Origin of the sequence: Streptomyces sp. NPDC059582 (genome assembly GCF_042735715.1) — a bacterium.
GTDB lineage: Bacteria > Actinomycetota > Actinomycetes > Streptomycetales > Streptomycetaceae > Streptomyces.
Genome location: NZ_JBHWCC010000026.1, coordinates 23827 through 48291 on the forward strand (window position 1 = coordinate 23827; position 24465 = coordinate 48291).

Sequence of the window (24465 nt, forward strand, 5' to 3'; positions counted from 1 at the left end):
GGCAGCGCGTCACACCGCAGCGGCTTTGGAGGGCAGGTCCTGTTCGGCCCAGACGACCTTGCCGTCCGTTACGGAACGGGAGCCCCACCTGCGGGACAGCTGAGCGACGAGGAAAAGACCGCGGCCGTTCTCGTCGATGGTGTGGGGCTGACGGGGGCGTGGGTGGCTGGTGTTGCTGTCGGAGACTTCACACGTCAAGAGCTGGTGCTGGATGAGCCGTAGGCGGATCGGTCCCTCTCCGTAGCGGATGGCGTTGGTGACCAGTTCACTGACGATCAGCTCCACGGTGCTCACCAGATACTCGAGCCCCCATTCGCCGAGCTGACGGGCGGCTGCCTGCCGGGCCATGCGGACGGCGGCCGGCTCGTTCGGCAGTTCCCAGGAGGCGACCTGGGCCGGTTCGAGTCCGCGGGTCCGCGCGAGGAGCAAGGTGACATCATCGGCCGGGGACTGAGTCGGCAAGGACTCGATCACCCGAGAGCACAGGTCTTCCAGGGACGAACTGGTCTCTGCCAAGGCGGCGCCCAGGCGATCCAGGCCCACGTCGATGTCGTCGTCGCGGGATTCGACCAGCCCGTCGGAGTAGAGCGCGAGCAGAGTTCCCTGGGGCAGTTCCAGTTCCACGGACTCGAAGGGGACCAGACCGAGGCCGAGGCCGAGCGGGGCCCCGGCGGGCATGTCGGCGAAAGTGCTGTGGCCCTGCGGGTCGATGATCGCGGGTGGGGGATGCCCGGCCCGCGCCATCGTGCACCGCCGGGTGACCGGGTCGTAGACGGCGTACAGACAGGTGGCGCCCACCGCCGCGGGGAGCTGGTCCGCAGCGTCGGCATCTTCCTCGCTCAGCCGCCTGACCGTGTCATCGAGGCGTGCCAGCAGTTCGTGGGGAGGCAGCTCCATGTCCGCGAGCGTGCGGACGGCGGTGCGCAATCGGCCCATCGTCGCCGCGGCGTTGATGCCGTGTCCGACCACATCTCCGACGACGAGCGCCACCCGGGCGCCGGACAGCTTGATCACGTCGAACCAGTCGCCCCCCACGCCGTGATCCATGTCGGCCGGCACATAGCGCGAGGCCACATCGAGGGCGGCGCCGCCTCCCACATGGTGGGGGAGCAGGTCGCGTTGCAGCGTCAGGGCCGCGGTGCGTTGGTGAGCGTACTGGAGAGCGTTGTCCAGGCTGAGCGCGGCCCGCGTGACGAGTTCCTCGGCGAGGAGGAGGTCGTCCTCCTGGAACGGCGTCGGCTCCTCGGAGCGGCCGAACACCGCCAGTCCCAGCACACAGTGCCGCGCACGGATGGGTACGACCATCAAAGAGTGGATGCCGCTGTCACGGACCTTCTGCGTGCTCACCGGTTCGTGAAGGGCCCAGCCCCAGTGGCCTGAATGGGTGTCCAGCACCGATTCCAGGTGAGACTTGCCCGTGCGCAGGGCGGTGGCGAACAGCGAGGTCGGGAAGGGTCGGATCACCTCTTCGCGCACCCACGGCAACTTGACGGCACCCGGGTCGAGGGAGGCCGCACCGGCACGGCGCAGCACAAGTGGGCGGTCGTTCTTCTTGCCGGTCCCCGCCGAGGGGTCCACGCCGAACGGCACCGACTCCATCAGGTGCACGAGTGCGTGGTCGGCCAGCAGGGGCACGGCGAGGTCGGCCAGTTCCTGCCCGGTCCGCATGACCTCGAGGGTGCTGCCGATGCGCGTGCCGGCTTCGCTGAGGATGGCAAGGCGCTCGCGCGCCCGCCGGTTGCCGGTGACGTCCACGCTCATGGAGCACACCGCTATTGCCGTGCCGTCCGCGTCCTGGAGGCAGAAGAACGAGGCCGAGTACGCGTGTTCCCGGCGCCGTTTCGTCGACGACCACGCCCGGTACTCGTGGACCATGGTGGCGCCACTCTCCAGCACCTGCAGCATCACCACCTCGAGCGCGTGGGCCTCGACGGCGGGCAGTGAGTCCCGCAGGCGGCGCCCGAACCGTCGCTCCGGGGGAGTGAGGTCGTGGCGCTCCATGACGTCGTTGACCCAGGTACAGCGCAGTTGCGGGTCATAGACGGCGATGCCGACCGGTGCGTGGGCCAGGAGCGACTCCCGCACGGCTCCGCTGGACGTCCCCGAGGACAGGGTGCCTATGTCGGTCACGGACACCAGCCACCGGGTGCCGGCGTCCTGCCCGCGCAGTAGCGAGATCCGCAGCGTCATATTGATGGCGTGGCCGTCGCGATGGCGGACCGTCACGGAGCCGGACCAGCCATCCTGGGCACGACACTGTTCGGCGAACTCTGCAGCACTCGGGGCGTCCTGGGCGGGCCGCAGGACGTGGGTGGCGGACCGGCCCACCACTTCCCCGGCCGGGTACCCGACAAGCTGCTCAGCGGCGTGCGTCCACCCCACGACGGTCCCCTCCGCATCGAGCATCGCTATTGCCGCATCGGGTATCTCTCGGGGGCTCACCGGCTCGGCGAGTGGCGTGTGGTCAGTCTGGGTCATCCGGTTCTTCCCATCGGTGCGGAGGTGTGAGAGGGCGTCGGCATGTGCGGCATCGGGGCGAGCTGTAGCCGTGGTGGAACGTTGTCGCCCGGGGCTGAGGAGCGGCCCGGCGGGACCGCCGTGCCGGGCCTGTGATGGAGCGCGCGGCCTTGAGCGGTCCACCGGCGCGACGCCTGCCAGCCTTGGAATGGTTTGTCCACTTCTGATGAAATAGTCAGATACGAGACGCTTCTTCGTCAAGCCCCCCAAAACTGATGAAAGCGTCAGATGCGGCTGTGTCCTGCCGATCACGCAGCCGTCGACTCGGGATTGGTGAGCCCGGGTGGACACTCGAGGCGGGTGATGTGATGATGAATCCATCAGAATTGCCGCTCTTATTCATGGGGCATGCCGATGCCAGCCCTACGCAGGAACCGATTCGAACGCCGTCGGGCCGAGACCCGCCAGGCGCTCGTCCGCGCCGCGCGGCAGATCCTGGCCGAGTCCGGTGGAGTCGGCGTCAGTGTCCATGCCATCGCGGAGCGCGCGGACGTGGGCCTCGGCTCCTTCTACAACCACTTCACGGGCAAGCCGGACCTGTTCGACGTGGCCGTGGCCGATGCGCTGGAGGAGTACGCCCAAGCCGTCGACGAGCGCTTGCGCGGCGTCGATGATCCCGCCGAGCGCCTCGCCGGGGGCGTGCGGCTCAGCGTGCGCATGGCTGAGTCGTACCCGGAGATCATGGAGATGCTGTGCCGTAGCCAGCTCGGCCGGATATGTGCCGGCGACGGACTGGCTCCGCGGGCGAAGCGCGACGTGGAGGAAGGCATGGCCGCAGGCCGGTTCACCGTGGTCGACCCGGTGATCGCCCTGACCGTGCTGAACGGCAGCCTGCTGGCGCTCCTGGAACTGTGGTGCAACCAGCCCGAGGCCGACAGCGACCAGGCCGCAGGCACCATGGCCGCGATGATTCTGCACATGCTCGGCCTCTCCCCGGAAGAAGCCCGTGAGCTCGCCCGGCGGCCCCTTCCCGCTGCAGCGTGAAGAGGATCCTGTCGCGCACCGGTCGACTGGCGCCGACTGCGCACCGGCTCCCGCGGCCTGCGTGATCGACCAGGGTGGCCGGCCTCTCCCGCCCACTGTCGCCGTCCTTCAGCCTCAGAGTTGGATGGGCAGGTGGCGGAGGCCGCGGAGCATGGCGTTCTGCCGGTAGGGAGGCGGGTCCTGGACCAAGTCTGCTGTGCCCAGGTGAGGGAGCGGCGCGCCGAGCGCCGAGTGGGTGCGAAGCGCACGACGGGTTCGTCGAAGCGGAGGTGGATACCGCTGCCGAAGCCGAGATACTCGTTGTCCGGGCGGGTGGGGTCGAAGTGGTCGGGATCGCAAAACCGCCTGGGGTTGCGGTTCTTGCGATCTCCGAGCCCGTGAAGCCGCCGCCGATCACCAGCACGCGCTCCGGCCCGGCGGTCAGTCGTCGGGCCAGTCCGCCGGCGTCCTCGCGGGTTCGGGTGCGCAGGGTGAATGTTTCGTCCAGGGCGGCTTCCTCCAGGTTGTGGCAGTGCCGCGCGCGGATCCCGGTGGTGATCAGCAGTCGGTCGTAGGGCAGGACTCGCCGTCCGCCGGCAGCACCTGTTTCGCGAGCAGGTCCACCCCGGTGGCGCGCACGCCCAGCCGCCATGAGGGTCCGAGACGGTTGGTGCAGGTGATCATCTTCTCGAAGGCCGGGCGGACTCCCTCAAGGCGACCGACGCGGTCCCGGAGAGGACGTCGACTCTTCGTGTCGCTGCCATGCCGTGCGGGCCATGTGGACGCCTCGACATTTCCATACGTTGTATGGTACTACTGGATGACGCTTCCGTGCGGCGTATGGAAGAGCTTGCTCGGGCCACGCCAGGCGCCGCACTTCGCCTGCATGCAGCTGATGGTGCAGATGCATCACTTGGGAAGGAAAGACCATGAAGACGTTCATGAGGCACGTTGCCGTCACCGCTTCCTCCGTGGCGGTAGCGGGTGCCGCCGTTTTCGGCGCGGGGAGCACCGCTTTGGCCGCGACTTCTGCATCTGCGCACGTACAGCGCCCGGCCCTCAGCGCCAACGCCGACGGCTACCGAGGGGACCGCGGTATCGGCTACCTGCTCGAACTGGGCTACTCCTGGGACGAGATCCGTGGCTGGCACCGCGACGGCCATGACGAGATCACGGCTGACCGCCGCCGCGGCAGGAGTGAAAGCCGATGGAGTCTGTGAAGACCATCATGCGGGGAGTGACCGCGCAGCTGGTCATCACGCGCACCTACTCGCTGCCCATGTGCATGAGCCTGCGGTACGAGCCCGCTGATCCCTATGTCGTCCGTGCCGCCTTTTTCACCGACACCGACGAGCCGACCGAATGGGTCCTGGGGCGTGATCTTCTGGCCGATGGCCTGAGAGGTTCCGCAGGGTGTGGGGACATCCGGGTCTGGTCGACCGTCGACCGTGGTGACCAAGCGGTGTACATCGTCCTCGGGTCTCCCGCGGGCACGGCCTTGCTCGAGGTTCCCATGCGGGACGTCAAGGCGTTCTTGGAGGACACGGAGGCGCTGGTGCCACGGGGTACCGAGTCCGGACACATCGACTGGGACCTCGAACTGGCGAACTTGTTCGCAAAAGGCTGAGAGAAGCCTCCCGATCGCCGTGCGGATGGGGGTCTTTGTCCCGGCCACAGAAGAGAAGGAAAGAGAGTTCATGTCCCAGTACCAGCTTCGTGTCTACACGCTGCGCAGCCCTGAGGCGCTCGGCGCCTACGAGAACATCTGGTCCAAGCACATTCCCGGTATGGCCAAGCACAGGATCGCCACACACGGAGTCTGGACGGGGCCCGCGGTCCCCGGGAGCGAGGAGCGCCAGCTGTACGCCCTCGTTTCCTATCGGGACGCCGACGACATTCAGGAGCGGCTGGAGGCGTACCTGTCCAGCGCCGAATTCCGCGCGGACATGGAGGGCTTCGACATGGGCCACATCCTCGGCGTCGCCGAGTCCGTGCTGACGCCCACCGCGGACTCACCCTTGCGGTGACAGGCACCGAGCCGCTCGAAGTCTGCGGTGAGTTCTCGTCCATGCCAGGGCGCCGCGCAACCCCGCCAAGGCGGTCGCCGGACGGCAACGGGCATGGACGAGATCGGTGAGGTCGGGGGGACGGTCGCAGTGACCCAAAGACCCGGTTGAGTGCGCGTCAGCGTAGGGCAGGGTGTGCCCGTAGAGCGCGCACGTGGAGGATTCGCCGACGGTGTAACCATCAGGTCGGCCTCGCAGGTCGGTCGCCCGGCACAGCCGCAGCACACCGCGCATCTGTGGCGGCCGGTGCACAAGCCCTTTTCGGGATGTGACGGGTGCCTCCTCATGCGCGGCAGCCTGCGCCCGCCCGCCCGCCCGCCCGCCCGCCCGACCGACCGCCCGACCAGGCCGACCGCAGGCCGCAACGCCGCAGGACTGCAAGATCGATGACCGGCGTCCCGGCCGTCACCATCGGCGGCGAGGCGGCTCTCCAGACCCATGATCATCGTGTCCAGCGTCAGGCGGAGACGCGGTTCTCGTCATGGCCGGGCGCGATCCCGTAGCGAGGCGATCAACAGGGAGCCCAGGAAAGGCATGCCATGGCCGGCGGCGCCGCTCTCACCGCGGCAGGGGCCGCCGCAGCGGGGGAGTGAGCCCCGCCGAGGCAGCGTCCTCGTACTCGTCCCGCGCCCAGTTGCTCGGGCAGCAGCGGCGCCTGAACCGCCTTCGGCGGAAAAGGGCCGTGGAGAACGTCTGCGCCAGCCGGCCCGCCCACAACTCCGGCAGCCGACCTGCTGGTCCGCCCCGGACGCCACAACGGGCGGCGAGTCCCCCGCCCGGCCGCCGCAACGCACGGGCCACCCGGGCAAGACATTTCCATACGACGTACGGCTTGATAGCATACATCGTATGGAAAGTGCGAAGCGAACGCCTAGAGGTACCCGGAAGAGGGATGTGCCTTTGACCGAGGCGGGGATCTGCACCTCCGCCCTGCGGCTCATCGACGCGGACGGGGTCGAGGCGCTCACGATGCGCAAACTCGCCGCCGCGCTGGACGCGAACCCGATGTCGCTGTACCACCACGTGCCGAACAAGGACGCATTGCTGCGTGGTGTGGCGAGAATGGTCGGCACCCGGTTCCGCACCGTGACACTGGAGGACGCTCCCTGGCAGGAGCGCGTGCGCCTGCTTGCCACGGATTTCCGGACGCTGGCACACCGCCATCCCAACCTCATGGCCTACTCGTTCAGCCAGCCGGACTTCATCCAGCCCGAAGATCCCTTCTGGGTCGCGCTAACCGCCGTACTGGCCGCCGCAGGGGTGCCGCAGTCGGAGATCCCGCAGCTCGCCGCGCTCGTGTGCGCTGTCGTCATCGGCGTGATGATCGCCGAGCTCAACGGCGCGCTCCACCGATGGTCGAACCTCCAGCCCGCCGCACCCGCCTCCGGCGAGGACGGGCCGACGAACGAGGGCTCTGGCGAGGACCGCATGTTCCGCCTGGTGCTGGACACGATCATCGGCGGCCTGGAAAGCCGGCTCACGGCTGATCACGCCGGTGGGCGCGACGGTCAGCCCCCGCAGAACTCCGGGCGTCTCTCCGGACGCGTCCCCCGTCAACTCCGCCCACCAATCGCACGCTGTGAAGGAGAGTCCCCGGGAAACTCCGTCTCGGACATGGCGGCCGGTTTCGACCCGAAAGAGCAGTGAGGACCAAGAGTCCCGACATGCTGTTTTTGTTCAGCGATAAGGGAGTTCAGTCATGCCTGCAGTTCTGATCCACGGCGTCCCCGACACCCACCGCGTGTGGGACGGCGTGCGCCAACACCTGATCAGGAGTGATGTTGAGGCTTGGGATCTGCCCGGCTTCGGCACGCCCCGGCCGAGCGGCTTCGGCTCCACCAAAGAGGAGTACGTCGATTGGCTCATCGAACGTCTGGAGCGGGTGGGCGAGCCGGTGGACCTGGTCGGCCATGACTGGGGCTGCATCCTCACCGCGCGCGTCGCTTCCCTGCGGCCGGACCTCGTTCGTACGTGGGCCGGCAGTAGCGCTCCGGTCAGTGTCGAGTACGTCTGGCATCCGCTGGCCAAGATCTGGCAGGACCCGGTTAAGGGCGACCGGTTCATGGACGAGCTCCACCCGGCGTCCTTCGCCAAGGATCTGATGGAGAGCTTCGATCTCCCGGCCGAGGTGGCCGGGGACATGGTTCTGCGCGTAGACGGGACCATGAGGGACAGCATCCTCAAGCTGTACCGTTCCGCCGAGACGGTGGGTGCGCAGTGGGAGCCGGGACTGGCGAACGTGTCTGCGCCGTGCCTGGTCTTCTGGGGCACGCTCGACCCCGCCTGTCCGGTCGAGTTCGCCGGAAGACTCGGCGGAGCCGTGCGAGCGTCGCGCGTCCTCGAGCTGGACTGCAACCACTGGACGGTAGTCCAGAAGCCGGCCGAGGTCGCTGCGGCCTTGGAGGCGCACTGGACTGCATAGCGAGGGGGCGCCCTCGGGTTCGCCAACCGGGGGCCGGCCTCGGTGCCGCTGACACCGAGGGGCCAGTCAGGGGGACCATTTTCTGACCGGCCCTTCATCTCGGCCACGGCAGGGATGGGACCTGCGCGCCGGTCATCGCAGAGGGGAATAGCGGTGCGTGTCTGGCCCAGATGGCCTCGTAGGCGGCGAGCGCCTCGGGGTGCGCAGTGTGTAGACACGAAACTGGTACTGGGACATGAAGACTAGTGCCGTGGCAGGCAACGTTCGCCCGTGAAGGAGCGGCGTCCGGTGCGTGCTCCCGGCGTGCCGGCCGGAAGTCCTCGTACCGGGCGTACTCGGGCTTTCGGCCGGTGCGGCGGGAGTGCGTGCCGGGCGTCGGACGGGGCGAACGTTGCCTGCTGCGGCACTAGCTCCCCCTCCGGTTCTCTGAGTGGGTGTCATCGGTGACACGGGACAGGGCGTCAGCGTCAGCGCATCGGAACGGAACAGGGCGGCGCCCTCCAGTATCCGCAGGATGTGCGGTCGGGCGCCGTAGCCGAAGCGGGAGCCCCCCCGCGCGCGGAAGGGGATCGTCCCGCGGGCGCACACCACCCGCCGGATCAGCCGGTGACGGCCGGACTCGCCGGCGTGCGTCACGGGCATGAAGTCCTGGATCTTCCCGAGCCCGTCCTCGGTGAAGAACCGGGTGATCAGTACGTTGGTGTCGGGGAAGTAGAACTGTTTCGTGCCGGCGCCCACGGCCGCGGACAGTTGGAACGCCCCGCCCAGGTCCGCGTCCAGGACGGCGGCGAACACGCTCGGGGAGTCGGAGGACGGGCAGCAGTACCAGTCGATGGTCCCGTCGGTACCACCAGGGCCGCTGCGCGCGGATACCGATCGAGCCGTGCTCGGCGATCGGCAGGTACCGGGCCGATGTGTGCTGTGTCGGCGCCGCGGACATCGCAGCAGCCTCTCTGTGTTCCTGCCTCCGTTATGGTCCTTCGCTATCGCGGCGCCATCAGGTCGGCCCGGCGGGGCGCCGCCGGACCGCGCGCCCCCCCACGAAGCCGTTCCCTTTCCGTCACGCCCCCTCGCGGGCTCGTGCGACATGGTGCTCCACTCCGGCGACCGCGGCGTCCAGCGCGGAGTTGAACATGGTGTCGATCACGTCTTTGGAGGGCGGGGGTGCGCCTTCCTCGTCGGGGTCCGACGGTGCCGGTGGCAGGGTGGCCCACCGCTGCAGTGCCCCGTTCAGTTCGCTGAGCAGCAGACCTGTGAACACACCGACCAGGGTCGCGGCGACGCGCGGAGTCTCCTCCTCGGGCAGTTTCGCGGCGGCCAGGATGTCGATCAGCGCCTGCCAGAAGGGGTCCTCCGGCTGCACGTAGTCGGGGCGCGTGAAGGAATACCCCATCAGTTTCGGGTGACGGTGCGACAGTTCGCGAAAGTCCCGGGTTAGTTCACGCAGCCGGTCCTGCCAGGGGGCGTCCTCCCGCTTTCCCGCGCTGAACTGCGAACCGACCCGCTGGGCCACGCCGCGCAGCACGGCGTCTTTGTTCGGCACGTGGTGGTACAGCGACATCGGGTTCGCGTCCAGCGCCGCCGCGAGCTTGCGCATGGTGAGCGCCTCGACCCCGTCGGAGTCGATGAGCTGCAACGCCATGGCGCAGATGCCGTCCTTCGTGAGCGGCACGTCCCTCTTCCTCGTGCCCCGAGGGGGCTTCCGTTCAGTCACCATACGGTGTATGGTATCAGCGCCGACGGCCATGTGGGGACAGCGCCGTTTTTAGGTCCTCCATTCCTCCGGCTTCGCGGAAGGGCTGGTCACGGGGCTGCGCGCGCTGGTGGGCGGCGCCGACCGGCGGCGGACAGTCCTTGCGTGGTGGCCGACGACTCGCCAAGGCGCGCCTTGAACAGCGGAAGGCTCGACTGGAAGCCGCGGTCGAGGGGGGACAAGACGCTCGAGCAGCGGCGCACTGCCGTCTGTCGCGTGCAGGCGTAGGGCCGGGGGAGACGTGTCGGCCGCTCCATCCCCGCGTACTCGCCTGCGGCAGCAGGTCGCAGGTATGCCCCGCTGAGGAGACCCTGGCGAACCTGCCTTGTGCGCTTTCACGGACTGATGCCGGACCGATCGAGCGCGGCGAAGAGACGTAGAGACGCTGCCGCGAGGCGGCGCACGCACCTGCTTCTCCGGCGCTGCCGTCAGCCGCCAACGCGCAGGGGTGCGGACCCGACTCCGCGATGCGTGCCGGCGGGCAGGGAGGGGGGTTGGCCGCTCACCGGGATGTTGCTGCGGCCGCCGTCGCGGATCGTCGGGGTTCGCCATGGGCTGCCCCCGCTGGGAAAGCCCGGTCGAGCCGCCGACCGACGGCGGCCGGTCTCGCCTCTCGCCTCTCGCCTCCTCCAGTCGGGAGCGCGTTCGAAAGCGCCTGATATTGCTGCGGCCCCCTTGCGGGCGCGACATCGTTCCTGATGAGCCGACCATGGCTGTTTCTCGACCCCCGGGGGCCCGTCGCTCGAATTTCCGTACGGTGTATGGTAATAATTCCATACGGCGTATGTTTCCGTGGTGCACCTCGGTATCGCCCGATGCTCTTGCCTGCCTTTTCCCTTGAAGGAGCCAGCCATGACCACACAGTCCGAGACCGGCCTGCGGCCCATTCGGTCCCCGCGCGGCGTCCCGATCCTCGGCCACACGCCGCAGGTCCCCAGTACCAACCCGGTGGAGTACTTCGGCAAGCTGTCCAAGCAGTTCCCCGAGGGCATCTACGGCATGGAGATCGCCGGTATCGAGCAGGTCTTCGTCTGGGACCCGGACCTGGTGGCCGAGGTCTGCGACGAGACGCGGTTCTTCAAGCAGATCGACAAGACGCCGCTGGCCCATGTCCGGGACTACGCGGGAGCCGCCCTGTTCACGGCCCACCAGCACGAGGAGGAATGGGGCATGGCGCACCGAGTCCTCCTCCCGGCCTTCAGCCAGCGGGCGATGAAGGGCTACTTCGGGCAGATGCTGGAGATCGCCCAGAACCTGGTGGGCAAGTGGGAGCGCAGGGAGGGCCGGCCGGTCAACATCACCGATGACTACACCCGGCTGACCCTGGACACCATCGCCCTGTCGGGGTTCGGCTACCGGTTCGGCTCCTTCGCCAAGGAGGATCTGCACCCCTTCCTCAACGCGCTGCTGGAGGCTCTGATCGAGTCGCTGCGGCGCTCGCAGGAGCTGCCGATGATGACCAAGATGCGCAAGGCCGATGACAAGAAGTACCGCGCGAACATCCAGCTGATGCGGGACCTGGTCGAGAGTGTGATCAAGGAGCGTCGTGAGGGGAAGGGCACCGGTGAGGACGACCTGCTGGGCCTGATGCTGGAGGCCACCGACCCGGAGACCGGCAAGGGGCTGGACGACGACAACGTCCGTGACCAGGTGCTGACGTTCCTGATCGCCGGTCACGAGACCACCAGCGGTCTGCTGTCGTTCGCCACCTACTCGCTGATGCGCAACCCGCAGGTGCTGGCCCAGGCCTACGCCGAGGTGGACCGGCTGCTGCCGGGCGACACGGTCCCGGACTACGACACGATCATGCAGATGGACGTCATCCCCCGGATTTTGGAGGAGACCCTGCGCCTGTGGGCTCCTATCCCGCTGATCGGCAAGTCCCCGCTGGAGGACACCGTCATCGGCGGCTGCTACGGGCTGAAGAAGGGAGCAAGGGTCAACATCCTCGAGGGCCCGTTGCACACCCACCCCAAGGCGTGGGACCGGCCGGAGGAGTTCGACATCGAGCGGTGGCTGCCGGAGAACCGGGTCGACCACCACCCGCACGCCTACAAGCCGTTCGGTAACGGCGTGCGTGCCTGTATCGGCCGGCAGTTCGCGCTCACCGAGGCCCGTCTGGCCCTGGCGCTGGTGCTGCAGAAGTTCAAGTTCGCCGACACCGACGACTACAAGATGGACGTCAAGGAGGCGCTGACGCGCAAGCCCGGCGGCTTCGAACTGAAGGTGCGGGCCCGTCGGGAGCACGAGCGGACCGTGTTCGGCGCAGTGGACCTGCAGGCGGACGACACGCGGGAGCAGGCCGCGGTCAGTGGTGTGGGTGTGAACCTGACCGTCGCCTACGGCTCCAGCCTCGGCTCCTGCGAGGACCTGGCGCGCACCATCGCCGACCGCAGCGAGCGCTCCGGGTTCGGCACCACGCTGGTCGGCCTGGACGAGCTGGGCGACAACCTGCCCACCGAGGGCCTGCTCGTCGTCGTGGCCTCCAGCTACAACGGCAAGGCCCCGGACAACGCGCAGCGCTTCGACGACCTGATCGCCGCCGGACTCCCGGAGGGCTCGCTGAAGGACGTGCGGTTCGCGCTGCTGGGTGCCGGCAACACCCAGTGGGTGGCCACCTACCAGGGCTTCCCCAAGCGGATCGAGGCAGGCCTGCTGGCCGCCGGCGCCACCCCCGTCATCGAGCGCGGCATCGCGGATGCGGCCGGTGACTTCGACGGCATGGCCAGCCGCTGGATGGACACCCTGTGGACCACCCTGGCCGAGGAGTACGCGGCCGACACCTCCCAGGCCAGCGGCCCGCGCTACCAGGTGCAGCTGCTGACCGAGGCCGACGTGCGCCCCGCGATCGTCTCCGAGCAGGCCTACTCGCTGACCGTCGTCGCCAACGATGAACTCGTCGCCGACGCCACCGGCCTGTGGGACTTCAGCATCGAGCCGCCGCGCCCGGCCGCGAAGTCCATCACCATCGAACTCCCCGACGGTGTCACCTACGACACCGGCAACCACCTGGCCGTCTTCGCCAAGAACGAGCCCGCGCTGGTCAACCGCGCCCTCGCGCGGCTCGGCGTCGACCGCGACCAGGTCCTGCGCCTGGACCAGCCCGCCGGCGGCCGCACGCACCTCCCGGTGGGCACACCCGTCACCGCGGGTCTGCTGTTCACCGAGTTCCTGGAACTGCAGGACGTGGCCACCCGCTCCCAGATCCAGACGCTGGCCGAGCACACCGACTGCCCGTGGACCCGGCCGCAGCTGCAGGCCTACACGGCCGACACCGCCGAAGCCGAGGAGCGCTACCAGACCGAGGTCCTGGGCAAGCGCGTCTCCGTGCTCAACCTGCTGGAGCGGTTCCCGGCGGTCGAGCTGCCTCTGGCGGTCTTCCTGGACATGATGGGGCCGATCCGTCCCCGCTTCTACTCCATCTCCTCCGCCCCGCTGGCCAACCCGCGCCACGTGCGGCTGACCGTGGGTCTGCTGGAAGGGCCGGCCCTGTCCGGCGACGGCCAGTACCGCGGCACCTGCTCCTCCTACATCGCAGGCCTCAAGCCCGGAGACGTCTTCTACGGCTACGTCCGCGTGCCCTCCCCGACCTTCGCCCCGCCGGCCGACCCCGCCACGCCGCTGGTCCTCATCGGCCCCGGCACCGGCATCGCACCCCTGCGCGGCTTCCTCGAGGAGCGCGCCTGGCAGCACGCGAACGGCACGCAGGTCGGCCTGTCCCAGGTCTTCGTCGGCTGCCGCCACCCGGAGCACGACTACTTCTACCGCCAGGAGATGCAGGACTGGGAGCAGGCCGGGATCGCCCAGGTGCACACCGCCTACTCCGCGGTGACCGGCCACCCGGCCCGGTTCGTCCAGAACGCCATCGCAGGCGCCGCCGACACCGTGTGGCAGGCCATCCAGGACGGCGCGTACGTCTACGTCTGCGGCGACGGCCGCCGCATGGCACCCGCCGTCCGCGAGGCCCTCGCCGCCATCTACCGCGAGCGCACCGGCAGCGACGACGAGACGGCCCAGCGGTGGCTCGCCCAGCTGGAAGCGGACGAGCGCTACCAGCAGGACGTCTTCGCCTGACCTCCAGACACCGGGAGGGCGCGGCGGTCCTGACACCCCGCACCCTCCCGGCCACCACCCCGTCACGAGGCACCACACGGCACCCGTCGGCCCGAACCGCCGGAGTGCCGCTCACAGAAAGCAGAGCACCATGGACACCATGCTCGCCGGACGCTTCCACCTGGACAGCAAGAAGTTCGCCGTGGAGGAGGTCCCCGTCCCCGTGCCCGGCCCGGGCGAGGTCCTCATCGAGGTCAAGGCCGCAGGCGTCTGCCTCTCGGACGTCCACCTCATCGACGGCTCCCTCGTGCCGCTGTTCGCCACCTCCGACACGGTCACCGTCGGCCATGAGGTCGCCGGTGTGATCCACACCCTCGGCCCCGACCTCAAGCGCGGTCTGACCGTCGGTACCCGCGTCACCCTGGAAGCCGGCAAGACCTGCGGTCAGTGCGCCGGCTGCGTGCGCAGCCGCCCCTGCACCCAGATGCGCACCGCCGGCATCGACTACGACGGTGGCTGGGCCCAGTACACCGTCGCCCGCGAGGACACCCTCATCCCCATTCCCGACAACCTCCCGTTCGACCAGGCCGCGATCATCCCCGACGCGGTCTCCACCCCCTACGCCGCCGTCGTCACCACCGCGGGCGTACGCCCCGCACAGTCCGTCGGCGTCTGGGGCGTAGGCGGAGTCGGCGCGCACAACGTACGCCTCGCCCGGCTGGCCGGCGCCGCGCCGATCATCGCCGTCGACCCGCTGCCCAGCGCCCGCGAACGCGCCCTGGCCTTCGGCGCGGATTTCGCCCTCGACCCGGCCGCCCCCGACTTCGCCGACCAGGTCCGCGCGGCCACCGCCGGACGGGGCCTCGACTTCGCCTTCGACTGCGCCGGTGTGCCCGCCGTCCGCGAGCAGGCCGCCGCCGCACTCGGCCTGGGCGGAGTCCTCATCCTGGTCGGCATCAGCCCCAGGCCCCTCACCATCACCGAGGGCCTGACCTTCAACTACCTGGGCAAGCAGGTGCGCGGCCACTACGGCGGCAGCCCCGAGTCCGTCACCGAGCTGGTCCGCCTCGCCGAGGTCGGCCGCCTCGACCTGGCCCCCTCCATCACCGACCACCTCCCGCTCGCCGAGGCCGCCGAAGCGGTCAACCGCCTGGAGAACAAGATCGGCGACCCGATCCGCCTCATCCTCGTCCCCTGACACCGGAACAGAACCCGTAGCTGAACCGAAAGTTCATCAAGACCACCTCGGGCAGGGGTGAGTGGGCGCCGGTGCTTGAGGGAGCACCGGCGCCCACGGCTTTCCGGTCTCTGGGTCCGGCGCACACCGACTCCGGGGCGGGCGAAGCCGGGCAGAGCGAGCCGGGTGATGCCACCGCATGGGACGCACCGATGCGCTGGCCGCCGTGCGAGGAACGGGGAACGCGAGGTCTCCCGGTGAGCGCCACGCCGAAGTGGGGAGTCGCGTGACTCCTCGCCCGCATTCAGGACGCATGCCGACAGGCGCTGCATCGTCAGCCGGTCGAGGCCCCCGAGGAGCCTCGCGATCGTCTCGGCGGCCCGGGCGCGATGGTGTCTATACGATCCCGGAGATAGCCTCCACGTCCAGCACTGCCGCGTCCGAGAAGAGCTCCGGCGCGCAGCCCAGGGCGCACTCCGCCCAGACCGTCTTGCCACGTCGGGCATGGCGCGTTCCCCAGTGCTCGGCGAGTTGGGCGACGAGGAACAGACCTCGGCCGCCCTCGTCGAAGACACGGGCCCGGCGCAGGTGCGGAGTCGTGCTGCCGGTATCCGCGACCTCGCACATGAGGGTGCGATCGTGGATGAGACGCAGCTGGATGGGAGGCCGGCCGTAGCGGATGGCGTTGGTGACCAGTTCGCTGACGACCAGTTCGGTGGTGAAGTCGAGTTCCTCCAGTCCCCAGGCGGTCAGTTGCTCGGAGACGCGCGCTCTGGCCCGGGCGACCTCGGCCGGGTCGGCATCCACGTCCCAAGTGGCGACCTGACGGTCCCCGAGGGCGTGGGTCCGGGCCAGGAGGAGTGCCACGTCGTCGTGCGGTCGGTCCACGGGCAGCAGTGCTTCGAGGGCGGTGTCGCAGGTCGTCTCCAGGGAGGCGGAGGACTGTGCGAGGGTTTGGCACAGTCGGGTGAGGCCCGCCTCGATGTCGTGATCGAGGGCCTCGACCAGACCGTCGGTGTAGAGGGCGATGAGGCTGCCCTCGGGCAGGTCGATCTCCGTCGTCTCGAACGGCAGGCCGCCCAGGCCGAGTGGCGGGCCGACGGGCAGCTCGAGGATGTCGGCGGTTCCGTCCCGGGTCATCACGGCGGGCAGCACATGGCCCGCGCTGGCCAGGGTGCAGCAGCCGGCGACGGGATCGTATACGGCGTACAGGCAGGTAGCCCCGATGTCCCCCGCGGCTTCGCGTTCCGTTTCGGCGGAGGCTTCGGAGGAGATTTCCGCGGACAGACGGATGACGACGTCGTCCAGGTGGGTGAGGAGTTCGTCGGGCGGCAGATCGATGTCGGCGAGGGTGCGTACGGCGGTCCGCAGCCGGCCCATGGTGGCGGCGGCCTGGATGCCGTGGCCGACCACGTCGCCCACCACGAGTGCGACCCGGGCACCTGACAAGGGTATGACGTCGTACCAGTCGCCGCCCACGCCGAGCTGGGAGGCGGCAGGAAGGTAGCGGCAGGCGACCTCCACGGCGGACTGCGCGGGTGTGCTGCGGGGGAGCAGACTGCGCTGGAGGGCGAGGGCGGTGGCGCGCGCGTGCGTGTATCGGCGGGCGTTGTCGATGGCCACCGCCGCCCTGGCCGCGATCTCCTGGGCGAGGAGCAGGTCCTCGTCCCCGTATGCGTTGGACCTGTGGTGACGGAAGAACTGAGCGACACCCAGCGTGATGCCGCGGGCGCACAGCGGTATCAGCAGCACGGATGCGGACGGGCCGAGGCGGTGGTGTGAGGGCCGCCCAGTGACCAGGGCGCGAGCCGGTGGTGATCCGTCCGGATATGTGTGCACCTGCTGCGGCGGAACCGACGATTCCTTGGAGATCGCTTCCAGGTAGGCCGTTCCGGGGTCACCGTCGGTCACCGGCTGGTGGGTGACCCGGCGGACCATGAGGGTGCTTTTCGCGAGAGGCTCGTCTGCGAAGGCCGTGTCGAGGAGGTCGACGGTGACGGCGTCGGCGAAGCGCTCGGTGGCCAGGTCCACCAACTCCTGGACGGTGCGGGCGATGTCCAGGGTGGTGCCGACACGCACGCTCGCCTCGTTCACGACCGACAGCCGCCACTGCACCTGGCGATCCCGCTCGTCCTGGAAGGCCAGGACATCCGTCTCCGCTGTGCGGTCCGTGTACTCGGTAGCCAGTGCGATCAGCTTGCGGGTCGCCGCGCTGATCGGCTCGGCATCGCTGGTCAGCCGGGGCAGCTCTTCGAGCAATCGGTCGAGGATGAGGCCCTGCGCGAGCCGGACGGCGCGCAGCAGCGCTGTGACCGGCTTGCCATGCTGAGCCAGCCGACGAGCGCGCTCCACGTCGGCGGCCGGCGGTTCGATCCGCCTTGCCTCGGTGCCGTGCTCGATGCCGAAAAGCAGGGCGCCGACGTGCTCAGTGATGTTGTCCGCCGTCATCCGCGCGATGCCCGGTTCGTCCCACAGGTCGGGGACCTCGCGCCGGAGGCATTGCGCGATGTCGTGGATCAGCTCGTCCGCTCGCGGGCTGAGTTCATGCGCGGCACGGGACAGAAGAATGTCCGCGGTGAGGTCCACTCTGACGACGTTACGCCGCCCTGGCGCGCGAAGCCTCAGTCGGCCGCATCTGGCTGCGCGGTGGCCAGGAGGCACCCGGTCTCACGGGCTGGGCGTGGTCGAGGACGAGGGTCCGCGCGGTCACCGGCGGACGGGGTGCCGTCCACGGCTTTCCGGCGTCCACGGGCCTGAAACCGCTGGTGCTCGGGTCAACCGAGGTCGGGCAGCGGCCGCCGGGTGACCTCATGGGCGTCGTCCGGAGGGACGCCGAGCATGCGCAGGACCATCTCTGCCAGGTCGGAGGCGGCCTCGTCCCCGTCCAGGTCGGGGCGGGCCAGCCGCAGCGCCACGAGGGACATCAGGGTGCCGCCCAACGCGGACAGGGCAGTGGTGGCGTTGCGGCAGGTGAAGCGGCCCGAGGCGATGCCGTTCTCCAGATCGCGCAGCGCTCGCGGGGCGAGTCCGCCGGTGGAGTGGATGTGTGCCAGACCGCGGTCGCGCAGGATCCGCATGAGTTCAGGGTGCGAGTCGGCCATGCGGGCGGTGAGCCGGAAGCCCGCGGCGACGAGCTCCGCCGGGTCGTCGATTGCTTGTACCAGCTCGTCAATGACCTGCCCGAACTCGTCCAGGGCATCTGTCACGGCGGCGTCGAACAGTTCCGTCTTGGACTCGAAGTGGTTGTAGAAGGAGCCGAAACCGACGTCCGCCCGCTCGGCGATGGCCTGGATGCTCGCGCTGGTGTCACCGGTCTCCGCGAGGATCTGCCGGGCCGCACGGACGAGCGCCTGACGGGTCTCGGCGCGGCGCCGCTCGAAGCGGTTCTTGGGCGGGGCTGACATCGGCATGCGACGAGTGTAACAACCGTCACGATAGGTCTGGCATTACTGATGAAGTCATCAACTTTTTGGGTCTTCCCTATTGACGATGGGTAACAGCAAAGTTGATGATTTCCTCATTACAGCAGTGTTGCTTGGAGGACACCATGTCCCACACCCCGGTCAACAAGGCCGCTCCCCAGACCCCCCATCAAGACCTCCACAGTGAGCAGGGCGCCCTGGGCGGAGAGCACCCCGGACGGTCCCGGAATCCCGTGATCAAGGTGGCGGATCTGGCCTGGCTCGAGTTCGAGAAGCCGGATCTGGACCGGGCCGAGGTCTTCGCGCGTGACTTCGGGTTCGCGGTCGCCGCCCGCACCGAGGGGGAGCTGTGGCTGCGCGGCACCTTCGAGGGTTCGCCCTGCATGGTCATCCGGCGGGGGCGTGCGTCCCGGTTCATCGGGCCGGCGTTCCGCGCGGCCGAGCGGGCCGACCTGGACCGGTTGGCCGGCGCCACCGGCAGTACCGTCCGGGACGTCGGCGTACCGGGCGGTGGGCAGTCGGTCGCCCTGCTCGATCCCTCGGGCCTGCCGGTCCGGGTCGTGCACTGCGCCGAGCAGCTGCCCGCGCTGCCCGAGCAGGAGCCGCTGATTCTCAACTTCGGTACCGATCACCGTCGTACGAACGCCACCCAGCGTCCGCCCCGTGAGCCGTCCCGTATCCAGCGGCTGGGCCATGTGGTGCTGGAGACACGGGTGTTCGCCCGCACCCTGGACTGGTACCTGGACACCCTCGGGATGATCGTGTCCGACTTCCTGTTCCTGGACGGGCAGCGCGGACGCGGGCCGACGATGGCGTTCATCCGGTGCGACCAGGGGAGCGTGGCAGTCGATCACCACACGCTGGCCCTGCACCTGGGGCCAGGAACCGGCTACGTCCACTCCGCCTACCAGGTCACGGACCTCGACGCGATCGGCGCCGGCGGGGAGTACCTGGCCGAGCGCGGATACCAGCGCAGCTGGGGCATCGGCCGGCACATCCAGGGCAGCCAGCTGTTCGACTACTGGCGCGACCCCGACCACTTCATGCTGGAGCACTTCGCCGACGGCGACCTGTTCTCCTGCGACCTGGAGCCCGGCTGGGCGCCGATGTCGGCGAGCGGCCTGGCCCAGTGGGGCCCGCCGGTCACCCGCGACTTCCTGGGCGCCAACCCGTCCCCCGCCAAGCTGCGCGAGGTCATGACGGCCCTGCGTGGCGACAACGAACTCGACCCCGCCCGCCTGCTGGGCCTGATGAAAGCGATGAGCTCATGAGCACCAACGTTCTGCGCACCACTGGGGGCACCTCCCGCTCGAGCGAAGCCGAGAGTGGGGGAGGCTGGTGGGTCGTCCGGGACGAGCGCGCCGTGCGCGTCGCGACCAAGGCGGTCACCACGGCGGAACTGCTCGCCGACCGGGACGCGGTCCGCGAGGCCGCCGCCTCCGACGAGAGCGGCACGCCCGTCGCCGACCTGGTGGCGCTGCCTCCGGTCACCACCCCTTGCCGGGTGGTCGCCCAGATGGTCAACTACCGCAGCCACGCCAAGGATTCGGGCTTCACCGGCGACATTCCGCCCACCTTCTTCCGCAAGGCGTCCGGCTCGGTGAGCGGCCCCCATGACACGATCATCCGCCCCGAGCACGTGAAGTTCCTCGACTACGAGGTGGAACTCGGCCTCGTCATGGGCGCCACCCTGCCCGTTGGCACCGTCGTCGAGGAGCACGACCTGCCGCGCTACGTCGCCGGCCTCGTCCTGACCAACGACGTCAGCGCCCGCGACGTCCAGCTGACCAAGACCCAGTTCTACGAGAGCAAGTCCTATCCGACCTTCACCCCGACGGGTCCGTACCTGACCCTGCTGGAGCCCGAGGACTTCGCCCATCTGCTGAACCTGCGGCTCCGGCTGTCGGTCAACGGCGTGCCGCGCCAGGACCGCACGCTGGCCGACATGATCGTACGCCCCGCACAGGCGCTCACCCTGCTCGCCCGTTTCCAGACCCTCGACCCGGGCGACCTGCTGCTGACCGGCACTCCCGGCGGCACGGCCCTGAAGGCCCCGCCCAAGGCGGCCGAGAAGATCGGTGCGCTGCTGCCGCCCGCACTGAAGTGGAAGGCGTTCTTCAAGGGGCAGGCCAAGAACCCCAAGTACCTGCACAGCGGTGACCTCATCACCGCCACGATCGCCACCCCGGACGGACGGATCGACCTCGGCGAGCAGCGGACCCCCGTTACGGACGCAGCATGAAGGCCGCTTCCCGTAGACCGGTGGTGATCATCGGTGCGGGACCCGTCGGGGTCACGGCCGCCCTCCTGCTCGCCCGGCACGGAGTGCCCAGCTTGATCCTCGAACGCCACCGGGACATCTACCCACTGCCGCGCGCCGTCGTCGTGGACGACGAGATCCGCCGGATCCTGCAGAGCGTCGGTGTCCACGAAGAATTCGCCGCCCTCGCACGCCCGGCGCGCGGGCTACGGCTGCTCGATGCCGAGCACCGCGTGATCGCCGAGTTCCCGCGCTCCTCGCGCGGACACCACGGCTTCCCGGAAACCAGCATGTTCGACCAGCCCGAGCTGGAACGCCTGCTGCGCGACGCCCTGGCCCGCCGCCCGGAGTGCGAGCTGCAGGGCGGGGTGGAGGTCGTGTCCGTCACCCAGGACACCGACGGACCGAACGATCCGGCGGGTCCGGCCCGGGTCACCTTCCGCCGCGACGGCAGCGACGAGGAGGAGCACGTGTGGGCCGATGCCGTCCTCGGCTGTGACGGCGCGGGCAGCCTCACCCGTGACTCCATCGGTGCCGTGTGGGAAGACCTGCACTTCCAGGAGAGCTGGAGAGTCATCGACGTGCGCACCACCCGCCAGGTGCGCAGCTGGGAAGGCGCCGAGCAGATCTGCTGTCCCAACCGGCCGGCCACCTTCATGCGCGTCGGCGAGGACCGCTACCGCTGGGAGTTCCGGCTGCCCGAGGACCAAAACCTGGACGGCCCGGAAGGGCAGCAGCGCCTGCGCGAGCTGGTCGCCCCCTGGGTGGACCTGCCGTCCTCCGCTCCCTCGGCGGGCGACGACTTCGAGGTGGTGCGGCAGGCGCAGTACACCTTCCGGGCCCGTCTCGCCGACCGGTGGCGCAGGGGGCGTGTCTTCCTGCTGGGCGACGCCGCCCACCTCACCCCGCCCTTCGTCGGGCAGGGTCTGTGCGCGGGCTTGCGCGACGCCCAGAACCTCACCTGGAAACTCGCCCGTGTGCTCCAACAGGGCGCACACGAGGGGCTACTGGACACCTACGAACGCGAACGCAAGCCGCACGCCCGCCATGTGATCCGCGTGGCGGTCGCCGTCGGCTGGGCCATGACCGGCGGACAGGACCGCGGTGCGGCGTTCCGCCGGGCCGTCGTGGGCGCGGCCTGTCGCATGCCTGGCGTGACCGCGGCCGTGAGCCGTGACCTCAGCCCCGCCTTGACCGCCGGTCCACTCGTACGGCGCCGCCCCAGGCTGACCGGCCGCGTGCTGGCCGGCACCTTCTGCCCGCAGCCCTGGGTACGGCACGACGGCAGGCGAGTGCGCCTCGATGACGTCCTCGGGGACTCCTTCGCCGTCCTGACCGCTGTGCCGCCCACGGCGCAGATGACTGCCGTGGCCACGGCACTGGGCGCCCCGACGATCCACGTCGACGACCTGAGCGACGACGGCACCCTGGCCGCCTGGCTGGCACGCGGCCGGTTGGACGCCGTCCTGCTGCGCCCCGACCGCGTCGTGATGGACACCGTCCCGGCCCGCGCCGGGGACTTCACGGACAGCGTCGCCTGGGCCCCCCTGCTGCACACGGCCCGCCGTACCGCCGACGCCCGGCCCGCCTGACGAGGAGCACCAGACCATGACCACCCCGCACCCCGCGCCGTATCCGGAACCCTTCTTCACTCCCGACCCGGAGTCGGCCGCCCACAGCCGCATCGCGGACTTCGCCCGATGGGCGGCTCGGCACCAAGGCGCCGAAGCGATCCAGGGCCCCACGGACTACCGAGCCCTGTACCAGTGGTCCGTCACCGACCTCGAAGGGTTCTGGGCCGCGGTGTGGGAGTACTTCGAGATCGACGCGACCACTCCGTACGAGCAGGTGCTGGCCGAGGAGACCATGCCCGGCGCCCGCTGGTTCCCCGGCGCCACCCTCAACTACGCCCATCACGCGCTGCGCAACCTGCAGCCGGACGCCCCCGCGATCACCGCCCTGGACGAGACCGGAGCCGGCTATGAGATCACGGGGCGGGAGCTGCGCGCGCGCGTCGCCTCCGTCGCCGCCACCCTGCGCGACCTGGGCGTCGGACAGGGCGACCGGGTGGTGGGGTATCTGCCCAATACCCCCCACGCCATCGTCGCCTTCCTCGCCACCGCAAGCCTGGGCGCGGTGTGGTCGGTGTGCGGCCAGGACTACGCGCCCAAGGCCGCCGCCGACCGCTTCGCCCAGCTCGAACCCACGGTGCTCATCACCGCGGACGGCTATCTCTTCAACGGCACCACCCACTACCGCCGCGATGCCTCGCTCGAACTCGCCGCCGCCCTGCCGACGCTGAAGGCCACGGTGCTCGTGGACCACGTGGGCCTCGCCTGGCCCGAGGACGGGCACACCAGGCTGACGGTTCCCTGGCACGACGCGGCCAGCCGCGCCGAGTACCTCACCATCGCCCCGGTGCCGTTCGACCACCCTCTGTGGGTCGTCTTCTCCTCCGGCACCACCGGACTGCCCAAGGGCATCGTCCACGGGCACGGCGGGGTCCTGCTCGAACACCTCAAGATGCTCGGCCTGCACACCGATCTGGGCACCGGGGACCGCCTGCTGTGGTACACCACCACCCACTGGATGATGTGGAACCTGGTCGTCTCCACCCTGCTGACCGGTGCCACCACCTGCACCTACGACGGCACCCCGGCACCGCAGGCGCGTCCGGACGTCCTGTGGGAGCTGGCGGCGCGTCACAAGGTCACTGTCTTCGGCACCAGTCCTCAATACCTGCTGGCCATGGCCAAGCTGGGCATCGAACCCTCCGCGCACGACCTGTCGGCCATCCGCGTCGTCGGCTGCACCGGCTCCGCTCTGCCCGCCTCCGCCTACCCCTGGGTCCGCGACCACGTGGGCGCAGGCGTCCAGCTGGCCTCCACCAGCGGCGGCACGGATATCGTCTCCGGCTTCGCCGGCAGCGCCTCCACGACCCCCGTCTGGGCGGGGGAGCTGTCCGCCCCCGGCCTGGGCGTGGCGCTGGCCTCCTACGACGACGCGGGCAACCCTGTCCTCGACCAGGTCGGCGAACTGGTCGTCACCCGCCCCATGCCGTCCATGCCGCTGTATTTCTGGAACGACCCCGACGGCAGCCGCTACCGCGAGACCTACTTCGGCGCCTACCCCGGCGTGTGGCGGCACGGCGACTGGATCACGCTCACCTCCCACGGCTCGGTGATCGTCCACGGCCGCTCCGACGCCACCCTCAACCGCAACGGCGTACGTCTGGGCAGTGCCGACATCCACGATGTCGTCGAACGCCTTCCCGAGATCACCGAGGCCCTTGTCATCGGCGCGGAGGAAACCGATGGCGGCTACTGGATGCCGCTCTTCGTGGTCCTCGCCGAGGGGGTCGGCCTGGACGATTCCCTGCGCGAGAAGATCCGCGACGCCATCCGCGCCGGCGCCTCCCCCCGCCACGTCCCCGACGAGATCATCGCGGTGTCGGCGCTCCCGCACACGAAGACCGGCAAGAAGCTCGAGGTACCCGTCAAGCGACTGCTCCAGGGTGCTCCCGCCGAGCAGGTCGTGAACCCCTCGGCGGTCGACAACCCCGACCTGATCGCCTACTTCGCCCGCCTGGGCGCGGAGCGGCACAAGCGGTCAGCACACAACACATGACGTCGGCCAGGGGACACGGCCCATGTGACATCGCCGGGCCCTTGTGCCCCGCCCGGCTCCGCAAACCCGTCCCCACGGGGTGGTGGGGGGGGGGGGGGGCCCCCCCCCCCCCCCCCCCCAACCCACCAAAAAAAAAAAAAAGATAATTAACAAACACCCACCCCCCGCCCCCCCAGTGACAAACCACCCCCCCCGCAAAGATGTT

General features: G+C 69.6%; 18 protein-coding genes and 1 pseudogene. 12 read left to right on the plus strand and 7 right to left on the minus strand.

The genetic code is table 11. The annotated features are described in order from the left end of the window. Nucleotides 1-9: 9 nt before the first annotated feature. Nucleotides 10-2478 carry a SpoIIE family protein phosphatase gene (locus ACFV0T_RS22285; protein ID WP_385781751.1) on the minus strand — a complete coding sequence of 823 codons (2469 nt, stop codon included), beginning with the start codon at nt 2476-2478 and terminating at the stop codon, nt 10-12. Nucleotides 2479-2865: 387 nt separating this feature from the next. Here ACFV0T_RS22285 and ACFV0T_RS22290 point away from each other — a divergent pair, with 387 nt between their 5' ends. Beyond that, a complete protein-coding gene (locus ACFV0T_RS22290; RefSeq protein WP_385781754.1) occupies nt 2866-3501 on the plus strand; it encodes a TetR/AcrR family transcriptional regulator in 636 nt (211 codons plus the stop codon). Between the two features lie 412 nt (nt 3502-3913). Here the strand turns inward: ACFV0T_RS22290 and ACFV0T_RS22295 are convergent. Further along, a pseudogene (locus ACFV0T_RS22295) lies at nt 3914-4060 on the minus strand (FAD-dependent oxidoreductase); the annotation flags it as partial. Next, nucleotides 4039-4164, minus strand: coding sequence for a hypothetical protein (locus tag ACFV0T_RS22300; RefSeq protein ID WP_385781757.1), 126 nt, complete (start codon nt 4162-4164; stop codon nt 4039-4041). The pseudogene ACFV0T_RS22295 and the gene ACFV0T_RS22300, both read right to left, overlap by 22 nt. Nucleotides 4165-4409: 245 nt before the next feature. Here ACFV0T_RS22300 and ACFV0T_RS22305 point away from each other — a divergent pair, with 245 nt between their 5' ends. From ACFV0T_RS22305 to ACFV0T_RS22325, 5 genes are all read left to right on the plus strand, one after another. Further along, nucleotides 4410-4700 (plus strand): hypothetical protein, encoded by a 291-nt coding sequence (locus ACFV0T_RS22305; protein WP_385781758.1) that lies wholly within the window; start codon nt 4410-4412, stop codon nt 4698-4700. Beyond that, nucleotides 4688-5107 carry an SsgA family sporulation/cell division regulator gene (locus ACFV0T_RS22310; protein WP_385781761.1) on the plus strand — a complete coding sequence of 140 codons (420 nt, stop codon included), beginning with the start codon at nt 4688-4690 and terminating at the stop codon, nt 5105-5107. The genes ACFV0T_RS22305 and ACFV0T_RS22310 overlap by 13 nt, the downstream gene beginning before the upstream one ends. Nucleotides 5108-5177: 70 nt before the next feature. Beyond that, nucleotides 5178-5507 carry an NIPSNAP family protein gene (locus ACFV0T_RS22315; protein ID WP_385781763.1) on the plus strand — a complete coding sequence of 110 codons (330 nt, stop codon included), beginning with the start codon at nt 5178-5180 and terminating at the stop codon, nt 5505-5507. Nucleotides 5508-6440: 933 nt separating this feature from the next. Then, nucleotides 6441-7193, plus strand: coding sequence for a TetR/AcrR family transcriptional regulator (locus ACFV0T_RS22320; protein ID WP_385781982.1), 753 nt, complete (start codon nt 6441-6443; stop codon nt 7191-7193). Nucleotides 7194-7245: 52 nt separating this feature from the next. Further along, nucleotides 7246-7968, plus strand: a complete 723-nt coding sequence (locus ACFV0T_RS22325) for an alpha/beta fold hydrolase (protein ID WP_385781766.1) — start codon at nt 7246-7248, stop codon at nt 7966-7968. 132 nt (nt 7969-8100) lie between these two features. Here ACFV0T_RS22325 and ACFV0T_RS22330 read toward each other — a convergent pair whose 3' ends face one another. Beyond that, nucleotides 8101-9057: a trehalase-like domain-containing protein gene (locus ACFV0T_RS22330; RefSeq protein ID WP_385781769.1), complete on the minus strand. Its 957-nt coding sequence runs from the start codon at nt 9055-9057 to the stop codon at nt 8101-8103. Further along, complete coding sequence (locus tag ACFV0T_RS22335) at nt 9029-9640, minus strand: TetR/AcrR family transcriptional regulator (protein WP_385781772.1); 612 nt, start codon at nt 9638-9640, stop codon at nt 9029-9031. The genes ACFV0T_RS22330 and ACFV0T_RS22335 overlap by 29 nt, the downstream gene beginning before the upstream one ends. 933 nt (nt 9641-10573) lie before the next feature. On the opposite strand from ACFV0T_RS22335, the gene ACFV0T_RS22340 reads away from it, so the two are divergent. Both ACFV0T_RS22340 and ACFV0T_RS22345 read left to right on the plus strand, forming a co-directional pair. Continuing rightward, entirely contained in the window at nt 10574-13795 is a 3222-nt protein-coding gene (locus tag ACFV0T_RS22340; RefSeq protein ID WP_385781775.1) for a cytochrome P450, read from the plus strand. 130 nt (nt 13796-13925) lie between these two features. Then, nucleotides 13926-14972: a zinc-binding dehydrogenase gene (locus ACFV0T_RS22345; protein WP_385781778.1), complete on the plus strand. Its 1047-nt coding sequence runs from the start codon at nt 13926-13928 to the stop codon at nt 14970-14972. A gap of 375 nt (nt 14973-15347) precedes the next feature. Here the strand turns inward: ACFV0T_RS22345 and ACFV0T_RS22350 are convergent, their stop codons facing one another. Beyond that, a complete protein-coding gene (locus ACFV0T_RS22350; RefSeq protein ID WP_385781781.1) occupies nt 15348-17537 on the minus strand; it encodes a SpoIIE family protein phosphatase in 2190 nt (729 codons plus the stop codon). 188 nt (nt 17538-17725) lie between these two features. Further along, on the minus strand, nt 17726-18361 hold the full coding sequence (locus ACFV0T_RS22355) for a TetR family transcriptional regulator (RefSeq protein WP_385781784.1): 636 nt from the start codon (nt 18359-18361) through the stop codon (nt 17726-17728). 137 nt (nt 18362-18498) lie between these two features. Here ACFV0T_RS22355 and ACFV0T_RS22360 point away from each other — a divergent pair, with 137 nt between their 5' ends. From ACFV0T_RS22360 to ACFV0T_RS22375, 4 genes are read left to right on the plus strand one after another with little or no spacing between them, the layout of a single operon-like run. After that, nucleotides 18499-19644 (plus strand): VOC family protein, encoded by a 1146-nt coding sequence (locus ACFV0T_RS22360; RefSeq protein WP_385781787.1) that lies wholly within the window; start codon nt 18499-18501, stop codon nt 19642-19644. Further along, nucleotides 19641-20615, plus strand: coding sequence for a fumarylacetoacetate hydrolase family protein (locus ACFV0T_RS22365; protein ID WP_385781790.1), 975 nt, complete (start codon nt 19641-19643; stop codon nt 20613-20615). Before ACFV0T_RS22360 ends, ACFV0T_RS22365 begins: the two co-directional genes overlap by 4 nt. Next, a complete protein-coding gene (locus ACFV0T_RS22370; protein ID WP_385781793.1) occupies nt 20612-22225 on the plus strand; it encodes a bifunctional 3-(3-hydroxy-phenyl)propionate/3-hydroxycinnamic acid hydroxylase in 1614 nt (537 codons plus the stop codon). The genes ACFV0T_RS22365 and ACFV0T_RS22370 overlap by 4 nt, the downstream gene beginning before the upstream one ends. Nucleotides 22226-22241: 16 nt before the next feature. Further along, complete coding sequence (locus tag ACFV0T_RS22375; protein ID WP_385781796.1) at nt 22242-24260, plus strand: acetoacetate--CoA ligase; 2019 nt, start codon at nt 22242-22244, stop codon at nt 24258-24260. The last annotated feature ends 205 nt before the right edge of the window (nt 24261-24465 follow it).